We start from the raw sequence: 23,227 nt of genomic DNA on the forward strand, positions 1-23,227 counted from the left end.
CGGTGCCTGCGCGGCCCTTGGCTCGCCAATCCTGGTGGTGACGGCCTCGCCTGCGCCGTTTCATCGCCGCTCGAAGTCGATTACCTCACCGTCGACCACGCAAAAATCTATGCCGGCCGGAGTAGACATCAGGTGGTGGTGTGGTTATGGTTTCTCTCGTAGCCCAGAGAGACCGAAGGGCCTGGCAGAGACGAACTGCCGGCCGCAGTACCCGTAGTCGCAAGTTTGCAGGACGGTGCGCTTGTGGAGTCCCGAAGCCAGGGTTGTCGTAGGACGGCGACGGGGCTGACGGCCGCACCGGGTGGTCCCGCAGTGATCAGGGGCAGCGGTGAGCAGTACCGCAGTTCACGCAGTGGCAGTACCGGCAAGTGCAGTTCGCAGTAGGCAGTAGAGCAGCGGAGTAGGTGAGCGGTACCTCGGTGAAGGCGTCGGCTGCGGACGCGCGCACCGGGAGGTTCGGCAGTGGGGTTCCAAGCCAAGGCAGGGCGCAGGACGGGCAACGGGGCCGGCTGTCGAAGAGTGGCGCTGTCGCAGGCCACCGAGCAGTACATATCACCGGCAGTACGCAGTAACCGATAGAGCAGTACCGGCAGTACGCAGTACCCGTAGTGGCAGTACCCGCAGTACGCAGTAGATAGATGTCATAGAGGAAACAACGAGGGAGTGGAAGCGCCATCGGGATCGCCCGGGCGGAAGTCTCGGCCCGGGTACCGCAGAGGACATCGATAGCGAGGTGGTCTCCGGTCACGCATCCGCGATCCCCGCACCCCCGACGGCAGTTCGGTCGGGTCCGCGGAAACGGGCCGGCGCAGTATCAGGGCCGGCAGATGGTGTAGCAGTTCCTTCGGGGCCCTGGTGCCATTGGCACCAGGGCCCCTCCACGCGTTCCACCGACAACAAAGAGGTGCGACGACAGCAGACGACCCCGGCCGTCTCGACGACGACCACCACGCCGCCTACACCACCGGCCGTGCAGCCGAACTCCTCGGGACGCCCCAGCCGATGTCGTCGCCGGGCGCGGCGATGTAGCCGTCCAGGCTCAGGTTCATGCCGTAGCTGAGTTTCCGCATGGTGCCGGCCTTCCGTGAGTCAATCTCACGCGTACAGACCGGCGCGGCGCGGGAACTCATCGGTGCGTGATTTGAGTTCACATGTAGTCCTCGTGTTCGGTGGCTCAGCCGTGGACTCATCGTTTTGCCGAGGAGACGGCATCGCTGGATGTGCAGGCGCCCGGTGGGGTGGGATGCGGCGGAAGCGGTACCGGTGGTGGACGACGTGGCGCCCTTCGGTGCATACGGGGTGGGTTCGGCGAAGCACGTGGCGCGGTGCGCGGCAGGTGGCCACGGGCCGCGTCGAGGCCCGGCCGGCGCGGGGGAAGCCACGCTGTCCGGCCGGGCCGGGTGGTGGGTCAGGCCAGGGCGACCAGGTCGCGGTAGTCCTCGCTCCACAGGTCCTCGTCCGCGTCGCAGCAGCAGGACCCGGTCGGGGCGCAGGGCGTCGATGGCGTCCTCGTCGTGGGTGACCATCATGATCGCGCCCGGGTAGGAGCCGATGGCGGCCAGGACCTCGTCGCGGGAGGCGGGATCGAGGTTGTTGGTCGGCTCGTCCAGCAGCAGGACGTTCGCGCCGCAGTGGACCAGGCCGGCCAGGGCCAGGCGGGTCTTCTCCCCGCCGGAGAGTACTTCGGCCCGCTTGTCGGCGTCGTCCCCGGAGAAGAGGAACGCGCCCAGTACGCGGCGGACTTCACCGTCGCTCAGGTGCGGGGCCGCGTCGGCCAGGTTCTGGTGCACCGTACGCGCCGGGTCGAGGGTTTCGTGTTCCTGGGCGAAGTAGCCCAGGCGCAGCCCGTGGCCGTGCACCACGCGGCCGGAGTCCGGTCGTTCCCGGCCGGCGAGGATGCGCAGCAAGGTGGTCTTGCCGGCGCCGTTGAGGCCGAGGACGACCAGGCGGCTGCCCCGGTCCACCGCCAGGTCCACGCCGCCCAGGACCTGGTGGTCGCCGTAGGACTTGGCCAGGCTGACCGCGCCGAGCGGCATCCGCCCGCATGGGGCGGGCTCGGGCAGCCGGATCCTGGCGATCTTCTCGGTGCGCCGGGCCGGTTCCAGCTCGGCCAGCATCCGGTCGGCGCGCCGGGCCATGCTTTTGGCCATCACGGCGGTCGCCGAGCGGGCCTTCATCTTGTCGGCCTGTGCGTGCAGGGCTGTGGCCTTGCGCTCGGCGGCGGCCCGCTCGCGGGCGCGGCGGCGCTCATCGGCTGCCCGCTGGGCGAGGTAGGTGCTCCAGCCGGTGTTGTGGATGTCGATCGTGGCGCGGGTGGCGTCCAAGTGGAAGACCCGGTTGACCACGTCGGCCAGCAGCGAGATGTCGTGACTGATGACCACCAGGCCGCCGGTGTGGCCTCGGAGGAAGGTGCGCAGCCAGGCGACCGAGTCGGCGTCGAGGTGGTTGGTCGGCTCGTCGAGCAGCAGCGTGCCGTCGTGTCCGGCGAACAGAATGCGAGCCAGTTCGACCCGGCGCTTCTGGCCGCCGGACAGCGTGCCGACCGGCTTGCCCAACACCCGCTCGGGCAACCCGAGTCCGGCAGCCACTCGGGCCGCCTCGGCCTCGGCCGCGTAGCCGCCACCGGCCTGGAAGGCGGCCTCGGCGCGGGTGTAGGCGTTCATGGCCCGCTCCAGCGCGGCGGGTCCGTCGGCGTCGGCCATTGCCGCCTCGGCCGTACGCAGCCGGTGCAGTGCCCGGTCCAGGCCGCGGGCGGCGAGCACCCGGTCAGTGACGGTGACGGCGGGGTCGGCGGCGCGGGAGTCCTGTGCCAGGAACTCGACCGGGCCGGTGTGGGTGATGGTGCCGGCGGCGGGCCTGGTCTGCCCGGCGAGGGCGGTCATGAGGGTGGTCTTGCCCGCACCGTTGCGGCCGACCAGGCCGATGCGGTCGCCGGGGGAGACGGTGAAGGAGATGTCGGAGAGCAGCAGGCGGGCGCCCGCCTGCTGCTCGACACCGCGAACGGTAATCATGAGGTAACGCTCCGAGAAAGCAAAAGGAGACACTTCTGGCGTGGAAGCGGGTCCTTTGGCTAGGAAACTCGGGGCGTAGACATGGACACACCGTAACCGACGCCCCGCGGGCGGCGCATCCCCTTTCCCTTCGGCGCCGTTGGCGGGTCCGCAAGGGCGCGGCGCGACGGGCCCGGTAGGCGGCCGTCTTGGCGCGCGAGGAGCGGGCGGCGGAGCAGAAGCGGCGCGAGCCGTTGCGGGTCAGGTCGATGTGGACGCGGTCGTAGGTTGGACGAACACCGCAGTGGTCGCGCGACGGGCGTAACGCGCACCGACTGCAAGGCCACCATCAACCCCGACAAGGTCGCCCGGGACATGCTCGCGCAATGCGCCGGCCGTCGCGGCCGTTGCCGAGGACTCGGCACCCGTGCGGGCCGGCAAGCGAGTGGCTGCCGGACCGATGCCGGAAGTGCCGCCGGCGACCAGTGCGGTTTTGCCCTGCAATTCCATGCCGTGTGACGTTCGTGATGCCTTGTGGGGGTTGGGAGTCAAACGGCAATGGCGCTCGACCACCATTGCGATCGAGGTGGGTGGGATTACGACGTGTCGGCGTGCCTGGTCCGCAAGGCGCGCCTCAGCGCCTCGCCGGTGATGGCGATTGCCTCGGCGGCCGCCGACTCGGTCGGAATCGCGCCCCGACCCCACCGCGGCTGGGAGCCGAGCGCCTTCGTCGCGTTGGGTGAGGCCGGCCACCGGCCGCATGGCCTGACTCCTCGGACCTGCGGCCGCCTCCGACGCCGGTGCACGCGCTGCTGGGTCGATGCGGCCACGTTCGCTGTCTCCGGGGCCGCACTCGCCTACCTCGGCCTCGTGGAGCGAACGCCGTCGGCGCTGATGGTGAACGTCAAGAGGTCGTCGAGGGCGAGGCGTTCGGCTGCGTCGGCCCGGCGCTGGGTGGCGCCATGGTCGGTCAGCCGGTTGGTTCCGGCGCAGCTCCCCGCGGCCGCCCGACGGCGGCGGGGGAGGGGGCGGCGCGTTTGGTGTAGCGGTTGACGGGTGTGGTTTCCAGGCGTTGGACGCCGTCGAGGGAGCCGATTCGGTCGGTGAGGTAGGTGTCCAGGGCGACGGCGTCGCGGCAGATCACGATCGCGACCACGTTGTGGGGACCGGTGGTGGTGCCGACGAACGCCGTCTCCGGGTCCGCGCTCAGGGTCCGGGAGATGTCGCCGATCAGGGCGGGGGCGATGGTCAACCACAACAGGCATTGCACGGCGAAGCCGAACAGTGCCGGGTCCACTTCGACGTCGAACTGGAGTACATGGGAACGGCGGAGGTCGTCGAGGCGGCGGCGGACGGCGGATTCCGACCACCCGATGCGGCGTGCGAGGTCGGGGTAGGCGGCCCGCCCGTCCGTCGCCAGTGCGGGGAGCAGCCGCCGGTCCAACGCCGTCAACGGCACCGGTGCGGGTTGCCCGGTCGTCGCGGGGTGCGGCGCCGGGAGCAGTGCGGCGACCTCGTCGGCGTTCAGCGCCGAGGTCCGGCCGTGCCATCTGTGGTGTCGCATCACCGGGTTCAGCAGCCGATACGCCTCCACTCCGGTCATTGGCAACGCCCTCCCCAAACCGTCGAGCGGGGTTGCCTTTTCCTGCTGGGTGCGCAGGACGCAGACGATTTCCGTACCGCCGGCGCCGATCGTCACCCAGGCGGTGTCGGGGCGCCCGGCCAGTGCGCGTGCGACGGGGGCAGCGTCCGGGGGCAGGACCCGGAGCCGCACCAACCATTCCGCGTACCCGATGCGATGACCGGTCGTGACGCCTACCACACGAACGTGCCCGGAAAGGCTCAGCTTCCCGTAGCGGCGGGCCACCGTTCGGTCCGAGACCCCCAGCACGCTGGCGATCCTGGCGAACGGCGCACGGCCGTCGACCTGAAGCGCGTGCAACAGCCTCACGTCCAGGTCGTCGAGCGTGACCGATTCCATGCGGTCATGGTAGACGGATGTCGGATTCCGGCGTGTGCCCGTCCGTTGACGTTCGTCCGCCTGTCGCTCTCGCACGATCGGTGCATGCGACGAGACATCCACGGCATCCACCACATCGGCATCCTCACACGCGACCTGGACGGGCTCGAACACGACTACACCGCTCTCGGCTTCACGCTTAGTCCGCGATCGCGACACATGCTCGCCGGCGCGCCGGGCGACGTGCCGACCCCGGGCTGCACCGCGAACATGTGCGCGCTGTTCGGCGGCTCGTACATCGAGCTCCTCGGCATCGTGGACGAGTCCGCGCCGGATCCCTGGCACACCAGGGCGATGGCCGACGAGTACGAGGGCTTTCGGCTGCTCAACCTGGACACCGACGACGCCGAGCTCGTCGATGCCAGGCTCACGGCCGCAGGGCTGCGCACCTCCGGGGTGCTGGGGCTGGAGCGCGAGGTCGACACGCGGGAGGGGCCGCGCACCGTGCGCGCCCGCGCCGTGCATCTGGATCCCCGCACCACACCCGAGGCGTACGTGGGGATCGCCCAACACCTCACGCGGGAGTATGTCCATCAGCCTCGATACCTCGGCCACCCCAACACCGCCCGGGGTCTGGCCTCCGTGCTGATCGTGGCCGACGACGACCAGTTCGACGCGATCGTCGACCGCTACAGCCGCATCCTGCAGACCGGCGTCGGGTTCGACGGGCCGGTGGCGACGCTGGACGCTTCGCCCGCGCGCCTCGAAGTGGTCCGGGCCGGCGAGGTCGCCGAAGTGCTCCCCGGCGAACCGGTGCCGGCGGCCTCCTACTTGGCGGCCGTGACCGTCCTGGTCGATGACGTCGCCGGCGCTCGGGACGTGGTCGAACGTGGCGGCTTCGACACCCGGTCCACAGCGGACGGGTTCTTCGTGTCCGCCCGACAGGCGCACACCGGATTGTTCTTCGCCGGCCGCTGAACGCGATCGTTCCGACAACCCGACCGGATCACCCACATGAAGGGCCCTCACCGTGCCGACGCTCCGCTGGATCACGCCGAACCCCGTCCCCGCGCACGCGCGGGTACTCGTCATGGCGTCCCGCTTCGAGCTGCAATCCCTGACCGCCGTCCCCTCGTTCCTCGTCAGGTCGCTGTCCGTGTGGAGACAGATCAAGACGGCCCCGGGCGCCTACGGCGCCTCGGTGGTGGCCCGACCCGCCCAAGGCGTGTTCCTCACGCTTTCGGCATGGAAGGATCGGGACAGCCTGCGCCGGTATGCCGGCTCGAATCCGCACGGCGACGCCGTGAAGGCGATGCGCCCCAGGACGCGAACCTTCACCCACGTCTTCTGGGAAGCCGACGCCTCCGACCTGCCGATCACCTGGAGCGAGGCCGAGGGGCGACTCGCCGAAAGACCCGACGCCCCGATGTGAGCGGACAAGCACTAGCAGGGGCCGTCACGTGGTGAACCAAGGCGAACGGATCACCGACAGCATCTCGGATGTGAACCGGAGCCGAACCTGCCGGAACCCCTCGAGCAGGTCCGGCCCGGAACGCCGAGCGGGTCCCGCACGGCGTCGACCTGACGATGCACCCACCCGAAACCGTGGGCTTGGTCGGCGTATCCGGCTCGGGCAAGACCACCCCGGACCGGGCGGTGCCGGGCCTGGTCCCGGCCGCCCGACCGCCCGGCAGACTCGTGCCTTGCGTGGCTACGCGCGGTCTACTCGCGGAGCGCGGGTACGTACTCAGTGCGCACGGAGTGATCTCCGGCCCGTTGCAGGACATGCCACCGGTAAATTCAGGCTGCATGATGGAACCCCGCCCAACTTCGCCGTCGCCTTCGACGCCACGGATGGCGTCGGTTCGTGGTAGGGGGTGGCTCCCGCACGGGTACCACGTCGGCACTCACTCCCACGTCCATGGCCAACTGGTGTACGCGGCGGCAGGTGCTCTGGCCACCACGACCGAGCGCGGGACCTGGGTGGCCCCCGCCCACAGGGTGACGTGGACGCCGCCCGGATTCGAGCATTCCCATCGTTTCTACGGCAGGACCGACGTCCGCCTCGTCACCATCCCGGCAGGCCTGTGCGGTTCGCTCGTGGCGCACCCCTGCGTGTCCGCAGTAAGTCCCCTGCTGCGAGAGGCCATTCTGGTACTGACCGATCGGCGGGAGATGCGCCCCGACGCCTACGATCGGCTGCGTGCGGTGGCGATCGACGAGCTTGCCGAGGCTCCGGAGCAGTCCCTGCACCTGCCCGAACCGCGCGACGACCGTCTGCGCGCCGTCACCGATCTGCTGCACGCCGATCCCGGCCGGACCGCGACCCTGGCCGAGTTGGGGCGCACCGCAGGAGCGGGGACACGCACCCTGAGCCGCCTGTTCCACACCGAACTGGGCATGAGCTTCCACCGCTGGCGAACGATCCTGCGCATCCATCACGCCTTGGTTCATCTCACCGACGGCCGCTCCGTCACCGAGACCGCGATGGAGTGCGGGTGGTCCAACCCCTCCAGCCTCATCGAGGCGTTCACGGAGATCGTGGGCCAGACCCCGGGTAGCTTCCAGGCAAATCTGCGCGACGACGCCAAATAACCGCGCCCCGTTCGCCCGCCGGGTTCGGGTCGCACAGGGTTTACCGACCCCAGGTTGGCGACTTTTCGGCATCCGGCGCACATTCGTTGGTTGGCGTGCTCCACCTTCGGGTCCAGTGTGGTGGTCGGCCCGCCGCACCCACCCGGCCGGCGCAATTGTTCGCCTTTTGCAAGGAGCTCGCAAACACATGGTTGAAAGTGGCAAGGACACATCCGTCGTCATCGTCGGGGGCGGGGTCGCCGGACTGGCTCTCGGCAATTTCCTGTTGCGCAAGGGCATCGGTTGTATCGTCCTGGAAAAGCACAGCCGTGAATACGTCGAGCAGCGGCAAAGGGCCGGGGCTCTCGATGCCGACGGGGTGCGACTGTTGCACGAGTGGGGGCTGGGAGAGGTTGTGGAAGGCCACAGCCACGGTTCCTCGGATTCGGGCATGCCGGTGCTGATCGACGGAGAAATGCGGCAGTGGAAGATGGGCGGGGACGACGGGGACGACGGGGACGATGTCGACGGTGCGTTCTGCCCCCAGCAGGTGATCGTCCGAAACCTCATCAGGGTCTTTCTCCGAGACGGCGGCGATCTTCGCTTCGAGGCCGGAGACGTTTCGCTGCACGACATCGACACCGAGCGTCCCCGGATTCGCTACCGCGACGCCGCCGGCTCGACGAAGGTCCTCAGCTGTGACTTCGTCGCCGGCAGCGACGGCTACCGCGGCGTCAGCAGGACGGCCGTCCCCGCGGACGTCCTCACCTGTTCCACCCACGAGTTCGGTTACGCCTGGCTGACCGTCATGACGGAAGTACCGGCGGATCCGCCGGCCGTGCTGGCGGTGCACTCGCGCGGCTTCGCCGCACAAATCACTCGCGGCCCGAATGCGAGTCGCCTCTACCTGCAGTGCCCGCTCACCGACACCGTCGGACAATGGCCGGACGAGCGCATCTGGAGCGAACTGGAAACTCGCTTCGGTGGGCCTGTGGCGTCCAGGGGCCCGGTGACGAGCAAGCAGGTCGTGCCCCTTCGCGGTGTGGTGTTCAGCCCCATGAGCTACGGCAGGCTCTACCTTCTCGGGGACGCGGCCCACCTCATCTCCCCGATGAGCGCGCAAGGCATGAGTCTGGCCCTCCACGACGCGGAGGTGTTCACCCGCGCGGTCGTCCACCGGGTCGAGAAGCACGATTCCAGTCTGCTCGACAGTTACTCCGAAACCTGTCTGAATCACACTTGGGAGCGGCAGGCATCCGCGGTTTGGATGACCGAGGTAATGCACGATGCCGGTGACGCCTCCTATGAAGGGGAGTTCCGCAAGCAGATCGCCCGAAAAAACCTGGAAACCATTCTGGAGCCACCCGCATCGAATCGCCTTGCCACGGAATCCGGCGAAGGCTGATCCTGCCCACCCGGGGATAGCCGGGCGCATTTTGACGACTGGGGTGTGGTGAATTGCGGTGTTGGTCGCCGCTTTGGCCGGGCGTCAGGGCCAGGGAGAGGAGACGGCATCTCCCGCTGCGCCCGGACATCGACCCGCAACTCCCGGCAACCATGAACCAGTTGTCCGACCGACGGATCGAGACCATCGCGGACCGGATCCGGCGGGGCGAGTCGGCCTGAACCCGTTTACGGGCGACCGGACCTCCCCTCCATCGGATCGTATGCGCGACGAACGAGAAAGGCTCCGGCCGCGCGTTGTGGCGACCGGAGCCTTTCCCCGTCGACCCGCGCGAGGCTCAGCCCGCACGGCACGCCACGAGGCGCGGGGATGTGTGGACCCCGCGAAGGGTACCCGTCCAGCCTTACAGCAGCCCGGCCCCCGACGGGGGTGGTTGTCCGGAACGAGACGATCGCCGTCGGCGGACGGAGGCTCCCGCCGCGATCCTTCGCGTCGATCAGTTCGGCGGTTGCGCGGTGGTGTGGCCGGTTCAGTCGAGGATGTCGCCGAGGGCTCTCAGTCACCGGCCTCGACGAATACGGGGGTCGGGGCCGACCAGGGCGAACTGCATTCCGTCGCCGGCACACCCGCGAGAACTCCCAAACCCGCCGGGATCCTCCTACGTCCACCGCATCCCGAGCGCGGTGAGGGCCGCGACGCGCTCCTGCGCCCAAGAAGCGTGTCGTTGGCGTGCGTTGGCGAGTGCCACACCCAGTTTCACCCGGTGTGTCTCACCGTCCGCCTCGACGGTCTCGACGTGTTTGCGGGGCACGGTCAAATGCCCTTCCCGCTCGCGGAATGCCGCCGCCGCGGCCAGGGTCAACGCCCACCGGTCCACCGGCGCCGCGCGCTGCGCCGGGACGTCGGCCACCTCGACGCCGACGCCGGCCAACGCCTCCCGCTGCGCCGGTGTCAGGTCCGCCCCGCTGCGTCGTTGTCGTTCCAGCCAGGCTCCGACGTCCTCGCCGCCGATGGTGTGTCCGGGCACGAGCTCGTCGAGGCTTCCGCCCGCCTCGGTGTGCAGTCGGACCGTCGCGAGTATGCGTTGCCAGTCCAGGGACCACCGCAGGGCGGGGTCCTGGCGTCCGGTGGGGTTCCAGTCGGGGTCGATCTCGGCCAGGCGTTCCCACCGCTGCGCCCAGCGTGCGGGGTTCTTGCGGGACTCCAACGGGCGGCGGCAGTTGGCGAGGAATTGCCCGACGGGGTAGTTGTTGACGGCGGCGTTCTTGGGTGCGGCCAAGTGTCCGTGGACGGCGAAGTACGCGCGGCACATGGCGAGTCCGTCCTCGAACGCGGCGTCGTCCGGGCTCCACACCATCCCCAGTGCCTCGAGCAGCTCGATCCGCCGGGCACTGATCGTCCCCGCCGACCACGCCCTGCGCTGCTCGCTGATCCACGCCCCCACGGGATGGCTGGTGCCGGTTTCGGCGTCGTAGTCGATGGCCTCCAGCGGCACGCGCAGGTCGCCGTGCGCGGCGTGCCATCGCCGGGCGGCGAGGTAGCCGCGGCGCCAGTCTCGCCGTTCGGGGTCGATGACCCTGAGTTTGACGAAGTCGGCGAGGAGGGCGGGATCGCGCTCGGTCATGAACCGCACGAGGAACCGTTCCTCGTCGTCCTCGGGCTCCTCGTCCCCGCCCCCTTCGAAGTCCTCCTCGGCCGGCGCGCTCTCGCCGCCTTCGCCGCCCTCGGCGCCGGTGTCCGTCGGGGCCGTGAGCCGGAGGTGGCTGCCGCTGGGTGCGGGGGTGGCGAGCATGTCCAGGACGCGGCTGTCGTGCGCGGCGAGGGCGTGCAGGACGCGGACGAGGAAGTGGTAGGAGTCGGAGACGAGCATGTCGTCGGGTTGTTCGCCGGCGGCGAGGAAGACGGGCACGATGATCGTCGCGGTGCGGCCTTCGTGGGGTTCCTGGCGCAGGACTCTCCCGATGGCCTGGACGATTTCGATCACGCTCAGTTTGGGGTCCATGAAGGCGACCGCGTCGGCGCGCAGGTCGACGCCTTCGGCGAGGACGCGCACGTTCGACAGGACCGCCCGCCGCATCACCACCGCGCCCCGGTCGGGAACCTCGAAGAGTGCGGCGGGTCCTTGGTCGGTGTGCGCGGCGAACTCGCCCAACACGCGCCGCCGGTGCTCGGCCTCGTGTTCGCCGCACAGCCAGTCCGCCCACACCCCGGCCGGATACCGCTGCGGGTCCGTCTCGTGCAGCCGCTTCGCGACGTCGGGCAGGGTCTCCGCGCACGCCTGGGCCTCGGCCGTCCGCGCGTGGTAGGCGATCACCGTGTTCAGGCCCTGGTCGGCGGCGACTCGCAGCACGGCGGTCTGCAGGGCGGCCAGGCGCGCGGCCCGGTATTCCTCGACCTCTTCCAGGGTGCGCCGGCCCGGGCCGCGGTTGAGGTCGAGGCCGCCCGCGGCGGCCAGGTCCTGGAGGGTGGGGTCGGCGACGTCGACCACCACGATCCGGGGCTTGGCGAGCAGGCCCAGGCGCACGCCGGCCGCGAGTTCCAGCCGGTGGACGGTGGGGCCGAAGATCTCCTCGTTCTCCATGGACGCGACCGCCTGGACCGGCAGCGACGAGTGGACCGGACGTCCCCCGCGCACCCGGATCGGCCCGGCGCCGCCCTCGTCGCCCCAGTCGACTTCGTCTTCGGCGAGGTGGTCGAGCCCACCCGGGCCCGCCGCGTCCGGGTCGTCCCACGCCTCGTCCTCGGCGAGGACCGGGGGCAGTTCGGCTTCGCCCTCGCCGGTTCCTTCGCTGTAGGTGCTGTTGGCGGGCGGCTCCCACACGCGTGGGGTCGCGGTGAGGTACAACCGGCCCTGCGCGGGGAGGCGTCGGTCGTCGTGGACGGCGCCCCAGTCCTTCGCGAGCGATCCGCTGGTGCGGTGTCCCTCGTCGATGCACACGAGCCGCCACGGCTTCAACCGCAGCCCGTAGACGCCCGTGTGCGCGTCCAGGATCGTGCCCAGAGACTGGTAGGTGCCGTACACCGTCAGCGGCCCGTCGCCGGCGGCCCACAGGGCCAGTTGCGGCGCGCTGGTGGTCGCCCGCACCCCGGCGCCGCCCAACGCCGCGTCGCCGCCGAGGGAACACACCGCCACCTGCGTCCCACCCACCCGCCCGGCCCGCTGCCACGCCCGGACGGTCTGGACGAGGAGGTCGAGGGTGGGTACCAGGACCAGGACACGATCGCGCGCGGCGAGGGTCGCCGCCGCCCCGGCGGCCACCCACGTCTTGCCGGTGCCGCAGGCCATGACCGCGGTGGCGCGGCGTCCGCCGTACCGGGCGCTGCCCACCGTTTCGGGGTCCGGGTTCTCCAGCTCGCGGACGATCGCGGCGAGGGCGTCGCGTTGGTGGGGGCGCAGCGCGGGCGCAGTGTGGCGGGCGGAGCGACGCGTCGAGGGGGCGGGGTTCCGCATCGCTGTCTCCGCGTGTGCGAGTCGGGTGTGCATGTCGGGGGTGGCGGGGGTTGTCGGGACTGGTGGCGGCGACGGCGGGTCCGCGCGGTTCGTCGGGGGGTGTCGGTCGGTGTCGTGCGATCCGCCCGATCTCGGGTGTGCCCGCTTGTTGTTCAGGCGCGGGGTTCGATCCGGACGAGTCGTACCGGTAGTCCGTCGCGCAGGAGGTCGTCGGGGTTGGCGTGGGGGTCGCCGCCGTCGCGGGCCGGTGCCAGGGTGATGTGGAAGTCGCGGAGCGCGGCGCGGATCCGGTCGGGAAGCAGCGCGTGGTCGGGGGTCTCGTCGGGGTCTGCCGACAGGAGCAGCCGGGCCTCGCGGGGCGGGTCGATGCCGGTGACCGACGCGTCCACGACAGCGTCGAGATCGGCCTCGGCCAGTGCCTTGCGGGCCGAGTCCCGCAAGGTGACGGCGGCGAGGAATTGGAGCACCTGGTCGCGGCCGAACGCGGGGGCCACCAGTCGGGCGACCTCCTTGGCCGCGATGCCCTCGCGCGATGCCCGGGTGATCGCGTCGATCAACTGTTGCCTCTCGCCGAGGAAGTCGTCGCGGATCGCCCGCAGGTCCGTGGTGGCCATACCGCAAGCATATGGACTGGACTCAGTCCGGACGGTATTCGACCGGCCTGATCCCAGGTGAGCGCGTCCCGTGTGCTCGTCAGAGGCCGCGGACGGGCTCGGTGCCCGCCCGGTCAGGAGGTCGCGACTTCGTCGACGGCAGGCGTCGGGGGAGGGGATCGACCGGGGCTGCTCCCGGACGTGAGTCATTCGAGGCCTGGTGCACTCCCGGCGGTCGTGGGACTTGTGGTCGTCGGGGTGTGGGTCGGATGGTTCTGGTTGACTGGGTGGTGGAGGAGGAGATCATGACCGCTGAGCATGCCGAGTGGGGCGACGAGCCGCTGATTCCGATGCCGTCCTTGAAGATCCGGGCGCTGCGGGAGGCGGTGGCCGTGTTGAGTCCGACCTATCTGCCGGAGTTCCAGCAGGAGGAGGACGAGGCGCTGGACTGGGTCGCCGAGAACCTCCAGCCGAACGCGGTGCGTCTGTTCCTACGGAAATGGGCCGTATTCGTGGCGATCGAGCGCCGCCCCGCCCTTGCGCGGCGTCTGCGCGAGTTGGAGCGTGTCGTGGCGCGGTCGAACGATCCCGAGGAGATCCGCGACGCGGGTACCGAGATCGCCCGCCTGCGCGCCGAGGCGCACCGCGAGATCGCCGGTGAGTGACTGGTCCTGGGAATGGCTGCCCAGCCTGGAAGAGGTCGCCGCGGGTCTGCCGTCCGAGGTCCTGTCCGCCGTCGAGAAGGCGGCCGCGGACCTGGCCACGGTCAACTCCATGGTCTATCTCGACGGTGTCGACTTCCAGGGCACCGGCCCGGGCATTCGCACCCACAGTGACCCGGCCCGAAACCTCCTCTTCGAATACCTCACCGTCCCGCGCCAGGAATGCATCTACATCACCCAGGTCACCTGGCTCGGACCCTGACACCGTCTCCTGTCGGGGGACGGTGGTCGGGCGGCTTCGGGCGTGGTGGGCGCGGGTCTTGGCCCGGTTGTCGCGTTCGGCCCTCGAGCACCAACGCCGCCGTTTGTTCCCCGTCGTGGCCGCCCGGCGGTTGGTCGACGTGCGTGCCCGACGCGGGTGCCGAGCGGGGCGACGCGGTGACCGCCGGGCTCAGGCTCGGCCGCGCAGCATGGGGAGCAGGACCTCGTCGACGACCGACACCACGAATTCGTCGGTGAGTTCCACAGGTGCGCTCAGGTTTTGGTAGGCGATCATGGCCGGGCCGACGCGGGCGGTGAGGGGGGTCGCGGAACCGGGGCGGGTCTCGCCGCGCTCTTCCGCCGCGCGCATGGTCTGCAGGATCAGGCGCCGGGTCGGCTCGGAGATGCGTTCGCGCATCATTGCGTATGTGGCCTGGGACTGCTGCTTGACCGTTTGCAGGGCCATGTCGGCGGTGATCGTGCACGCGCTGTGCAGGAACCGCAGGATCGCGATCAGGTCGGATCGCAGATCGCCGACGAGCGGGATGTCGTCGGCCGAGGGCAGTCGGTCCCGCAGCGCGTCGACGAGCAGGGCGTCCTTGTCGGGCCAGCGCCGGTACAGCGGGGCCTTGCCGGTCCGCGCGGCGGCGGCGACGCCGTCCATCGTCAGGCCCGCGTAGCCGACCTCGCGCAGTTGCTCGAAGGTCGCTTGGTAGATGGCCTGTTGGAGCTCGCGGCCGCGCCGTCGGGTGGGTGACGCCGCGGCGTGGCGGGATTCTCCGGTGGGGGGTTCCAACGCGGTCACCTTTCTCGTCTGCGGACTCCAGTATCCCCAATTCCTTGTAAGAGACTGTCAAGTCTCCTATAGTCCTCATAGGAGACCCGTAGGTCTCTTAAATTCCCCTGTCCCGACCTTCGGAGGTCAGCCATGCCCTCTACCACCGCATCCAGCGGGTCCACCCCGTCCAACGCGTCCGAGGCGTCATCCGACGCGCCGGCCGGTTCTTCACCCGGGTCGTCCGGCGGCCCACCCGGGCCCGCAGCCCGGGCGGCCGGCCTCGTCCTCGCCGTCATCAGCGGCTCGATGCTGCTCATCGGCATCGACGTCACCGTGGTCAACCTCGCACTGCCCGACATGGGCTCCGCCCTCGACCTCTCGCCGACCGCGTCATCGTGGGTACTCAACGCGTACACGCTCGCCTTCGGCGGCCTGCTCCTGCTCGGCGGGCGGCTGGGGGACGCATTCGGGCGCCGCCGGATGTTCCTCGCCGGCGTCCTCCTGTTCACCGCGGCGTCGCTACTCGCGGGCCTCGCACCGTGGGCCTGGTGGCTGGTCGGCGCCCGTGTCCTGCAAGGCGTCGGCGGCGCGCTCGTCGGGCCCAGCACGATGGCCCTCATCATCAGCACGTTCGAGGGACCCGCACGGGCGCGCGCCCTGTCGTGGTACTCGGCCGTCCTCGGCGGCGGCGCCTCCGTCGGCCTCATCCTCGGCGGGGTGCTTACCCAACTCGCCTCGTGGCGATGGGTCTTCCTCGTCAACGTGCCGCTCGGTGCGCTGCTCCTCGGGCTCGCCGTACGTGTCGTGCGCGAGCCGGAGCGGCCCGCCCCGGCCGTCCGCCCACGCTTCGACCTCGCCGGCGCGCTGTTCGGCACCGCCGGAATCACCGCCCTGGTGTACGCCTTCATCCGCGCGGCGTCCGACGGCTGGCGCGACGACCGCACCATCGCCGGCCTCGCCGCCGCAGCCGTCCTCCTGCCCGCGTTCGGGCTGGTCGAGCGGCGCGCCACCGAACCCGTCCTACCGCTGCGCCTGGCCGCGTCCGGCACCCTTGCCCGGGTACTGCCCGTCCTCGCGTTCTATTCGGCCGCGATGTTCAGCGTGCTCTTCATGCTCGGCCGGTACTTCCAGGAAGGGCGGGGCCTCGGCCCGGTCGAGAGCGGCCTGGCCTTCCTGCCCCTGATGGCCGCCCAGTTCACGATGGCCAGGGTCGCGCCCGCGCTCGCCCGGCGCGTGGGCACCGCGTGGCCGGTGGTGGTCGGCGCGCTCGCCTGCACCACCGGGTTCGTGTGGCTGGCCCGCCTCGGGGACGCCACCGGGTACCCGACGGGCGTTCTCGGACCGGTGATACTCATCGGAGCGGGCGCCGGAATCGCCATGACGCCGCTGAACATCTACGGCCTGTCGGGCGTCGCGGCGCACGAATCGGGCGCGGCGTCCGGGCTGTTGCAGACCACGCAGTGGATGGGGGGCACCCTGGGGCTGGCGGTGTGGGTCACCGTGTTCGGCGCCGCGACGCGTGGGGCGCCCCCGACGCAGAGCGCCGAACACGTCCTCACGCACGGTGTCGCGACCGCGTTCGGCGCCGCCGCGATCAGCGCCGGACTCGCCGCCGCCACGGCGCTCACACTGTTCCGCCCCGCGCGCCCGGCGCAACCGGATGAGACGACGCGCGCCCCACTCTCCACCGAGCGGACGACATAGCGGCGGAGCCATCCGTTCTGACCCCGAGAAAAAAGTTCCGAGGCGGACTTTGAGAGATTCTGCTTCGCCGGGCCACGTCTCCTCCGAACGGGCCGCTTTCGGCGGCCCCTGGCCGAAGGGACGGCCGATGAACGAACAACCACGGCGGAGGCATCGCGCATCGCGCTCCGCTTGCCTGTGGGCGGCACTGATGGCCACGCTCCTCGCCCTGATGACGACGGCGGGCGCACCCCGCGCCTCCGCGGCCGACCAACCGCTCTGGCCCACTGCCGGCTATCTCGGGAGCCCCGGCTCCAGCGCGGTCGCGGAAGTGGAGAACTCGTCGGTGGCATCCGGCGCCGGGGTGCGGCTCTGGCCCTTCCACGGCGGGCAGAACCAGCGCTGGCAGTTCCTCCCACGCCCCTCGAACGGCTATACGTGGCAGATCATGGCCTCGCACAGCCGCATGTGCATGGACGTCGAGGGCGGCAGCCGCGCCTCCGGCGCGCGCGTCCGGCAGACCCCGTGTCACAACAGCTCCAGCCAGGCATGGGAGCCGTTCGTCGTCCGCTACGACGGCTGCACTTCACCCCGTTCGGGACTGTCCCGGACAGCCCGTCCACCCCGATGCCGAGACTCGCCGAGGCGGCGCGGCGCCTGGCCGGGGGTGTCGATGGTGGCGCCGTGGTCGACGAGTTCGCGGCCTCGGCGGGCGATGCCTACTTGATGGCGGGCCGACGCGCGATCTCGTTCGGCACTCACCATCGCCATGGACGAGGCATCCGGCGGCGGCGCGCTGCTCGGCCGCCCGGTGCCGGTGATTGGCGCGCCCGGCGTCACCTGCGGTCCGATACCCGCCGCCGCGCCATGAACGGCGCGGCGTCCGGGGGGAGTTCCGAGGGACGACGCGATGTCGCGATTCCCGGGGCGCGAACGCCTACGGCATGTTCGCCCCCTTCGCCCCGGTGCCGACGCGTGCCGGCCCCCGTGCCCTCAGATGCCCACAGCCGGTGTCGAGGCACGCTCCATGCTCACCACGGTGCCTTCTCGGCGGGCTTGTTCGGCGGCCCACACGACGAGGTGGGACATCAACGTCTCGTACGGCCCCGAGCTGATCAGTGTCCGGTCGCCGGTCGCCACCGCGCCGAGGAAGGCGCGGATCAGCTCCGTGTCCGCGCCCCCGTGCCCGTCCGCGGCCGAGGCGCCGCCGTCGGGTTCGACGGCGAACCTCTCGACCTCGTCGGTCAGGAAGTCGTGGAGGGTGAGGGTGCGGCCGTCGCCGTCGAGTGAGCCGCGGGTGCCGAAGACGCGGGTCTTGCGGAAGTCGAGCGCGGTGAACGCGGTCATGGTGAACGAGGCGGTGGCGCCGCCGGCGTACTCGAGGTTCACCACCTGGTGGTCGACGACGTCGTTGCGTCCGGTGTAGACGCAGGCACCGTACGGCCCTTCGGCGAGCGCCTTGCGCAGCCCCGCGGTGCTGACGTCGTCGGTCAACACGCCGAGCGGCCACTGCTCGTGGACCGGGTCGCCGAGGAAGCGCTCGTAGATGCGCGGCGCGGAGTAGGCGCAGGTGCGTTCGACCGGGCACGTCACGCAGCGATCGCCGGCTCCCGCCGGTTTGTTCTCGGCGCGGAAGTGATGCAGTCCGCCGAACGACGACACGCGTGCGACAGGCCGCCCGACGAGGTGGCCGAGCCAGTCGATGTCATGGCAGGACTTGGCGAGCAACATCGAGGACGACTCGGCCTCGACGGCCCACTGGCCGCGCACGTACGAGTGGGCCTGGTGCCACCAGCCCACCGGTTCGAGATGCTCGACGCTGACCACGTCGCCGATCCGACCGGTGTCGATCAGCCGCTTCAGCGTGACCGAGTAGGGCGTGTAGCGCAGGACGTGGCACACCGCGAACAGGACATCGTTGCGCACGGCCGCGTCGACGATCCGCCGGGCTTCGTGCTCGGTGGGCGCCATCGGCTTCTCCAGCAGCAGCGCGTAGCCGAGATCGGCGAACGCGACGGCCGGATCGGCGTGCAGGCGGTCGGGCGTGGCGACGATCACGGCGTCGGCGAGCCGGGGCAGGGCGGCCAGGTCGCGCCAGTCGGCGAACACCCGGTCGTCGGGGATGCCGAACTCGGCGGCCAGGGCCCCGCGTCGGGCGGGATCGGGATCGGCGACGGCGACGAGGGCGGCGAGTCCCTCCGCGGCGGCGATCCGGGCATAGCCCGCGCCCCGGGCGCCGGCGCCGACGATCGCCAGTGTGACGGTCACGTCGAAGTCCCCCTATTTCACGGCACCCTGGAGGATGCCCTTGATGAAGTGACGCTGGAAGAACAGATAGAGCAGGACGATCGGGGTGATCACGATGAGCGTCCCGGCGGACAGCAGCGGGATGTTCTTGCCGAACTGCTGGACGAATTTGCCCAGTCCCGCGGGCGCGGTGCGCTTGTCCGGGTCCTGGATGAGCACCAAGGCGAGGAGGAACTGATTCCACGCCCACATGAAGTACAACAACCCGAGGGTGGTGAGCGCGGGACGCGCGGTGGGCAGCAGCACGCGGGTGAGCGTGCGCCAACTCCCCGCCCCGTCCACGGCGGCGGCCTCGGTCAGTTCGCGGGGCAGCGACTCGAAGTGGGCACGCATCCAAAAGACGCCGAACGGCATGAACAGGCCGATGAGCGGGAGGATCACCGCCCAATAACTGTTGAGCAGGCCCAGCGAGCGCAGGTCGTAGTAGAGCGGGATGACGATGGCTTCGTACGGCAGCGCCATGCCCACCATGAACAGGGCGAACAGCGGGCCCTTCGCCTTGATTCGCATCGTGGCGAGGCCGTAGCCGGCCAGCGTCGCGAGCACGAGGGCGATCGGGACCACGCCCAGCGCGATCAGCGCGCTGGACTTGAGCAGCGACCCGAAGCCGGCCGTGGTCCACGCGGTCTTGAAGTTCTCCCAGTGGGGGTCGGTGGGGAAGTCCAGCCCGGGGGCGAGGTTGCTCTGCGGCTGTAGCGCGGCGGACATCAGCGCGAGGAAGGGAAACAGGACGGTAGCGGCGGCGAGCAGCAGGACGAGCCGCGGAAGGTGTTTGGACATGCGCTATCGCTCCCGCGTGAGCCGGTTCACCGTGAACATGACCGCACAGGTGAGCAGGGACAGGACAGTCGCCAGTGCGCACGCGGTGCCTACGCGGCCCGCGGTGAACACCAGCTTGTAGACCTCGACGCCGGGGACCGTGGTGGAGGTGCCGGGTCCGCCCCCGGTCATCACGTAGACCACGTCGAATCCGGCGAGCGCCGCGATGACGGTGACCGTGCACGCGACGCCGATCTCGCTGCGCAGCCCCGGCACGGTGATGTGGCGGAACTCGCGGAGCCGGCTCGCGCCGTCGAGGCGGGCGGCCTCGTACAGCGCGGGGTCGATCCGGCCGATGCCGGACAGCAGCAGGAGGAAGCACAGGCCGGTGGAGACCCAGCTGCCGATGAACCCGACGGCGGGGAAGGCCCAGGTGAAGTCGCCGAGCCAGACTCGGGCGACGCCGCCGAGGCCGACCGCGCGCAGCAGTTCGTTCAGCGGTCCGTCCTCGCTGTAGATCCACTTCCACACGACGCCGACGGCGACCAGGGGGAGGATCTGCGGCAGGAAGATGATCGTGCGGATCACCGGCATCGCGCGCCACGGGGTGGCGGCGACGAGCGCGGCGAGCACCAGTCCGAGCGCCACGGGGATCACCGTGTAGAACAGGATGAATCCGAACGCGTGGACCAGCGCGCTGCGCAGTTCGGGCTCTTCCAGGACCTCGCGGTAGTTGGCGAGCCCGGCCCAGGTGGCGGTGCCGACGCCGTCCCACGTCCAGAACGAGATCCAGATGCTGTGCAGCCACGGCGCGATGACGAAGGCCCCGTAGAAAAGCAGGGCAGGGAGCACGTACAACAGGGGGACGGCGCGGCGGCGCCTTCCGGCACCGGTGCGGACCCCGCCACCCCACGTGCCGGCGACGGCGGGCGCCGTCGCCCGGTCGGCGCGGACGAGCGTGTCAGCCATGCGTCTTGGCCCACTCGCCCTGGACGGCCGAGATGAAGCCGGCGGTGTCGCTCTTGCCCGCGATCAGCTCCTGGCCGGCGGAGGTGAGCTTGTCGTTCATCGTGGCGGTCGCGTTGTTGTTGAACCCGACCAGGCCGTTGTCGGCGTCGACCCTGGTCCAGGCGGCGACGATGTCGGCCATCAGGGTGCCGGGCTCGGGCTTGGCCGCGGACAGGTCGGCCGGCATGAATCCGGCCTTGAACTCCTCGGCCGAGGCCGCCGGGGAGCGCAGGAAGTCCAGGAACGCCGCGGCGGCGTCGGGGTGCTTGGTTTTGGCCGAGACGGCGTAGGCGACCGACGTGCCGATCGTGGTGGCCTTGGGGGCGGGGAAGGCGAAGAAGCCGGCGTCCTTGCCGAGCTTGTCCGCGATCTTCTTGGCGTCCCAGTTGCCGTCGATGAAGAACAGGCCCTCGCCCTTGGTGAACTTGTCGACGGCGCCCTGCAGATCGGTGCCATTGGCGCCCTTGGGCAGGTAGCCGTTCCTGCTCCAGTCGGCGACCTTGTCGACCGCGGCGCGGTTGCCCGGCGTGTCGAAGGTCGCGCCCTTCTGTCCGAAGACCCACTTCGCCGCCGCCTCGGCACCGTCCGCCGACTGCCCCATGAGCTGGATGGCGAAGGACGCGTGGCCTTCGGCGTTGCCCAGTTGCAGCGGCACTTCGCCGGCCTGCTTGGCCTTGCCGAGATCGGCCTCGAACTCGGCCAGGGAGGTGGGCGGGGCGGTGATGCCGAGCTTCGCGGCGACCGCCTTGTTGTAGTAGACGCCGACCAGGGAGAAGCCGGCGGGCGCGGCGTACAGCCCGCCTCGGCCGAGTGTGCTTCCGTCGACGTCGACCCGCCACTGGTCGAGTTGCGTGCTGGGGTAGGTCTTGTCCCAGCCGTAACTCGCCGCGTACGGGCTCAGGTCGCGGACCAGCTTGTCCTTGACGGTCGCGCCGACGGTGTTGAGCAGCGCTATGTCGGGCGCCTGATCGGAGGCGAGGGACAGGTTCAGGCTCTTGTTGTAGTCGTCGTAGTTGGTGTCCTGGTAGTCGATCCTGATGTTGGGGTGCTTGGCCTGGAAAGCCTGGATGACGGCCTTGATCGCGGCCCCCGACTCGGGGGTCGAGACCAGCTTCAGCCTCGCCTGGCCCTCCGGTACGCCGGTTTGCACGGGCCCGGACGGCTGGGGGGCACTCGCGGTGTTCGAGGAGCCGGGCGCACATGCCGTCGCGGCCACCGCGACGGCGGCCGCGCAGGCCAGAATCTTGCCGATTTTCATGGCGGGGGTCTCCAACGAGAAACGAGAGAATGGGTGTGGGCGTGGTCACGTCCGACCGGAAAGACGCACGACTCTAAGCTACGGGTTTGAAAAGAAACTTTCTTTCGCTAGAGAATGGGACCCTGGCCACACCACGTCAAGAGGGGACGCACGAGAAATTCATGAAGGACACCGATGCCCTGCCCGGCGGCGACCAGAGCGCGCTGCGCCGGCTCAACACAAGTCGCGTACTGCGACTGCTCTACGAGGGCGGCCCGCTCGCGATCAACGCGATCGCCCGGGTGACCGGGCTCTCCCGGCCGACGGCGCGGGGCATCGTGGCCGCGCTGCTGGAGTCGGGCACCGTGCGCTCCGACGGTTGGGAGTCCGTGCCCACCGGCGGCCGTCCCGCCCAGCGCTATGCCTTCGACCTGGACGCGGGCCGCCTGGCCGGCGTCCACATCGACGCGGCCACGGTGTCCGCACGCCTGACCGACCTCGGTGGCCGCCATCTCGCGTCGGAGACCCTTCCGCTGCCCGCCGACTCCGCACCCCAGGCGCGCATCGCGGCGGCCGCGGAGTTGGTGCGCGAGCTGCTCGCCGACGACCCGGCGCCCCTGTGGGCGGTCGGCGCCGGGACCCCCGGCATCATCGACGCCGCGGGAGCGGTGCGACTGAGCGTCGCCATCCCGCGGTGGAGCGGGGTGCGCCTGGCCGAAAACCTCGGCGCGCGGCTCGGCTGCCGGGTCACGGCGATGAAGGACACCAACCTCGCAGCGCTGGCCGAGCACCGCGTCGGCGCGGCGCAGGGCACCGCGGACGTGCTCTACGTGCAGATCGGGCGCCGCCTGGGCGTGGGCGTACTCGTGGACGGTAGGCCGTTCACCGGCCGCACCGGCGCGGCCGGCGAGATCGGCCGGCACCCGGGCCTGGGCTGGAACGACGCCCCCGCTCGGCTGCTGGCCGCGGCGGGGGAGCGCGACGACGGCGGGGCGCAGCAGACCGCCCTGGTCCTGACCCGCGCCCGACACGGCGATCCCGCCGCGCGAGCCGCGGTCGCCGCGTACGCCCGGGCGTTGGCCGCAGGTGTCGGTGCGATGGTGCTCGCGATGGATCCCCGCCTCATCGTGCTCGGCGGGACCTTGCCGGGCGCCGGAGCGGCGGTTGTCGACGACGTGCGCGAGCACCTCGCGGACATCTGCTACGACGTACCGCCGGTGGTTTTGAGCGCCCTGACCGAGGAGGCCGTCGTGGTCGGCGGCGTGGAGGCGGCACGCGATCTTCTGCGCGACGGGCTGCCTGCTCCCGCGGAGGGGGTCGCCGCGGCCGATCGCTGACGAGAGGGCGGCCGGGTCGGCTGCACGACCGTCCCGGCACAGGCGGGTACGACCGGTCCTGCGGGGGCACTCGGTTCCCGGCCCGACTCCCGCGCGCCTCCCGGGCGGATACGGCCCCGATGCGTCGCGGGAGGGCGGTCCGCCCGGGTCGGACGGCAGCAGGTATGCCTTCCCCGCAGGCGCAACCCTTGCGTAGGTAACTTTCTTTCGTAAGTATGTGCG

General features: G+C 70.6%; 18 protein-coding genes and 1 pseudogene. 9 read left to right on the plus strand and 10 right to left on the minus strand.

Annotated features, from left to right (window positions below):
* Positions 1 to 1,408: 1,408 nt before the first annotated feature.
* The 3 genes and pseudogenes from ACZOOI_RS43960 to ACZOOI_RS43970 all read right to left on the minus strand — a co-directional run bounded on the left by ACZOOI_RS43960 (position 1,409) and on the right by ACZOOI_RS43970 (position 4,971).
* Positions 1,409 to 3,011 (minus strand): annotated as a pseudogene (locus ACZOOI_RS43960) (ABC-F family ATP-binding cassette domain-containing protein).
* Positions 3,012 to 3,251: 240 nt separating this feature from the next.
* Entirely contained in the window at positions 3,252 to 3,500 is a 249-nt protein-coding gene (locus ACZOOI_RS43965) for a hypothetical protein (RefSeq protein ID WP_465282420.1), read from the minus strand.
* Between the two features lie 460 nt (positions 3,501 to 3,960).
* Positions 3,961 to 4,971 (minus strand): Lrp/AsnC family transcriptional regulator, encoded by a 1,011-nt coding sequence (locus ACZOOI_RS43970; RefSeq protein ID WP_465282421.1) that lies wholly within the window; start codon positions 4,969 to 4,971, stop codon positions 3,961 to 3,963.
* An 84-nt stretch (positions 4,972 to 5,055) separates the two neighbouring features.
* Here ACZOOI_RS43970 and ACZOOI_RS43975 point away from each other — a divergent pair, with 84 nt between their 5' ends.
* The 4 genes from ACZOOI_RS43975 (at position 5,056) to ACZOOI_RS43990 (ending at position 8,929) form a co-directional block, all read left to right on the plus strand.
* Positions 5,056 to 5,928 (plus strand): VOC family protein, encoded by an 873-nt coding sequence (locus ACZOOI_RS43975; RefSeq protein ID WP_465282422.1) that lies wholly within the window; start codon positions 5,056 to 5,058, stop codon positions 5,926 to 5,928.
* A 52-nt stretch (positions 5,929 to 5,980) separates the two neighbouring features.
* Positions 5,981 to 6,382, plus strand: a complete 402-nt coding sequence (locus ACZOOI_RS43980) for a DUF3291 domain-containing protein (RefSeq protein ID WP_465282423.1) — start codon at positions 5,981 to 5,983, stop codon at positions 6,380 to 6,382.
* A 422-nt stretch (positions 6,383 to 6,804) separates the two neighbouring features.
* Entirely contained in the window at positions 6,805 to 7,545 is a 741-nt protein-coding gene (locus ACZOOI_RS43985; protein ID WP_465282424.1) for a helix-turn-helix domain-containing protein, read from the plus strand.
* Positions 7,546 to 7,732: 187 nt separating this feature from the next.
* Positions 7,733 to 8,929 (plus strand): 4-hydroxybenzoate 3-monooxygenase, encoded by a 1,197-nt coding sequence (locus ACZOOI_RS43990; protein ID WP_465282425.1) that lies wholly within the window; start codon positions 7,733 to 7,735, stop codon positions 8,927 to 8,929.
* A gap of 658 nt (positions 8,930 to 9,587) precedes the next feature.
* On the opposite strand, the gene ACZOOI_RS43995 is transcribed toward ACZOOI_RS43990, so the two are convergent.
* On the minus strand, positions 9,588 to 12,380 hold the full coding sequence (locus tag ACZOOI_RS43995) for a helicase associated domain-containing protein (RefSeq protein ID WP_465282426.1): 2,793 nt from the start codon (positions 12,378 to 12,380) through the stop codon (positions 9,588 to 9,590).
* 152 nt (positions 12,381 to 12,532) lie between these two features.
* Positions 12,533 to 12,994 carry a hypothetical protein gene (locus ACZOOI_RS44000; RefSeq protein ID WP_465282427.1) on the minus strand — a complete coding sequence of 154 codons (462 nt, stop codon included), beginning with the start codon at positions 12,992 to 12,994 and terminating at the stop codon, positions 12,533 to 12,535.
* 284 nt (positions 12,995 to 13,278) lie between these two features.
* Here ACZOOI_RS44000 and ACZOOI_RS44005 point away from each other — a divergent pair, with 284 nt between their 5' ends.
* Together ACZOOI_RS44005 and ACZOOI_RS44010 are read left to right on the plus strand one after the other, a co-directional pair.
* Positions 13,279 to 13,638, plus strand: a complete 360-nt coding sequence (locus ACZOOI_RS44005; protein ID WP_465282428.1) for a hypothetical protein — start codon at positions 13,279 to 13,281, stop codon at positions 13,636 to 13,638.
* Positions 13,631 to 13,897, plus strand: coding sequence for a hypothetical protein (locus tag ACZOOI_RS44010; protein WP_391587869.1), 267 nt, complete (start codon positions 13,631 to 13,633; stop codon positions 13,895 to 13,897). The genes ACZOOI_RS44005 and ACZOOI_RS44010 overlap by 8 nt, the downstream gene beginning before the upstream one ends.
* 189 nt (positions 13,898 to 14,086) lie before the next feature.
* On the opposite strand, the gene ACZOOI_RS44015 is transcribed toward ACZOOI_RS44010, so the two are convergent.
* Positions 14,087 to 14,701: a TetR/AcrR family transcriptional regulator gene (locus ACZOOI_RS44015; protein ID WP_465282429.1), complete on the minus strand. Its 615-nt coding sequence runs from the start codon at positions 14,699 to 14,701 to the stop codon at positions 14,087 to 14,089.
* Between the two features lie 123 nt (positions 14,702 to 14,824).
* Between ACZOOI_RS44015 and ACZOOI_RS44020 the strand changes: the two genes are divergently transcribed.
* Together ACZOOI_RS44020 and ACZOOI_RS44025 are read left to right on the plus strand one after the other, a co-directional pair.
* On the plus strand, positions 14,825 to 16,378 hold the full coding sequence (locus ACZOOI_RS44020) for an MFS transporter (protein ID WP_465282430.1): 1,554 nt from the start codon (positions 14,825 to 14,827) through the stop codon (positions 16,376 to 16,378).
* A gap of 190 nt (positions 16,379 to 16,568) precedes the next feature.
* Complete coding sequence (locus ACZOOI_RS44025; protein ID WP_465282431.1) at positions 16,569 to 17,084, plus strand: RICIN domain-containing protein; 516 nt, start codon at positions 16,569 to 16,571, stop codon at positions 17,082 to 17,084.
* A 266-nt stretch (positions 17,085 to 17,350) separates the two neighbouring features.
* Here the strand turns inward: ACZOOI_RS44025 and ACZOOI_RS44030 are convergent, their stop codons facing one another.
* The 4 genes from ACZOOI_RS44030 to ACZOOI_RS44045 are packed head-to-tail and all read right to left on the minus strand — an operon-like array spanning position 17,351 to position 21,689.
* Positions 17,351 to 18,625: a Gfo/Idh/MocA family protein gene (locus ACZOOI_RS44030; protein WP_465282432.1), complete on the minus strand. Its 1,275-nt coding sequence runs from the start codon at positions 18,623 to 18,625 to the stop codon at positions 17,351 to 17,353.
* 12 nt (positions 18,626 to 18,637) lie between these two features.
* A complete protein-coding gene (locus ACZOOI_RS44035; RefSeq protein ID WP_465282433.1) occupies positions 18,638 to 19,444 on the minus strand; it encodes a carbohydrate ABC transporter permease in 807 nt (268 codons plus the stop codon).
* A gap of 3 nt (positions 19,445 to 19,447) precedes the next feature.
* Positions 19,448 to 20,392: a carbohydrate ABC transporter permease gene (locus ACZOOI_RS44040; RefSeq protein ID WP_465282434.1), complete on the minus strand. Its 945-nt coding sequence runs from the start codon at positions 20,390 to 20,392 to the stop codon at positions 19,448 to 19,450.
* Positions 20,385 to 21,689 (minus strand): ABC transporter substrate-binding protein, encoded by a 1,305-nt coding sequence (locus ACZOOI_RS44045; RefSeq protein ID WP_465282435.1) that lies wholly within the window; start codon positions 21,687 to 21,689, stop codon positions 20,385 to 20,387. The genes ACZOOI_RS44040 and ACZOOI_RS44045 overlap by 8 nt, the downstream gene beginning before the upstream one ends.
* A 161-nt stretch (positions 21,690 to 21,850) precedes the next feature.
* On the opposite strand from ACZOOI_RS44045, the gene ACZOOI_RS44050 reads away from it, so the two are divergent.
* Positions 21,851 to 23,005, plus strand: coding sequence for an ROK family protein (locus ACZOOI_RS44050; RefSeq protein ID WP_465282436.1), 1,155 nt, complete (start codon positions 21,851 to 21,853; stop codon positions 23,003 to 23,005).
* Positions 23,006 to 23,227: the final 222 nt, after the last annotated feature.

The sequence above is a fragment of the Embleya sp. L77 genome, from assembly GCF_055557415.1.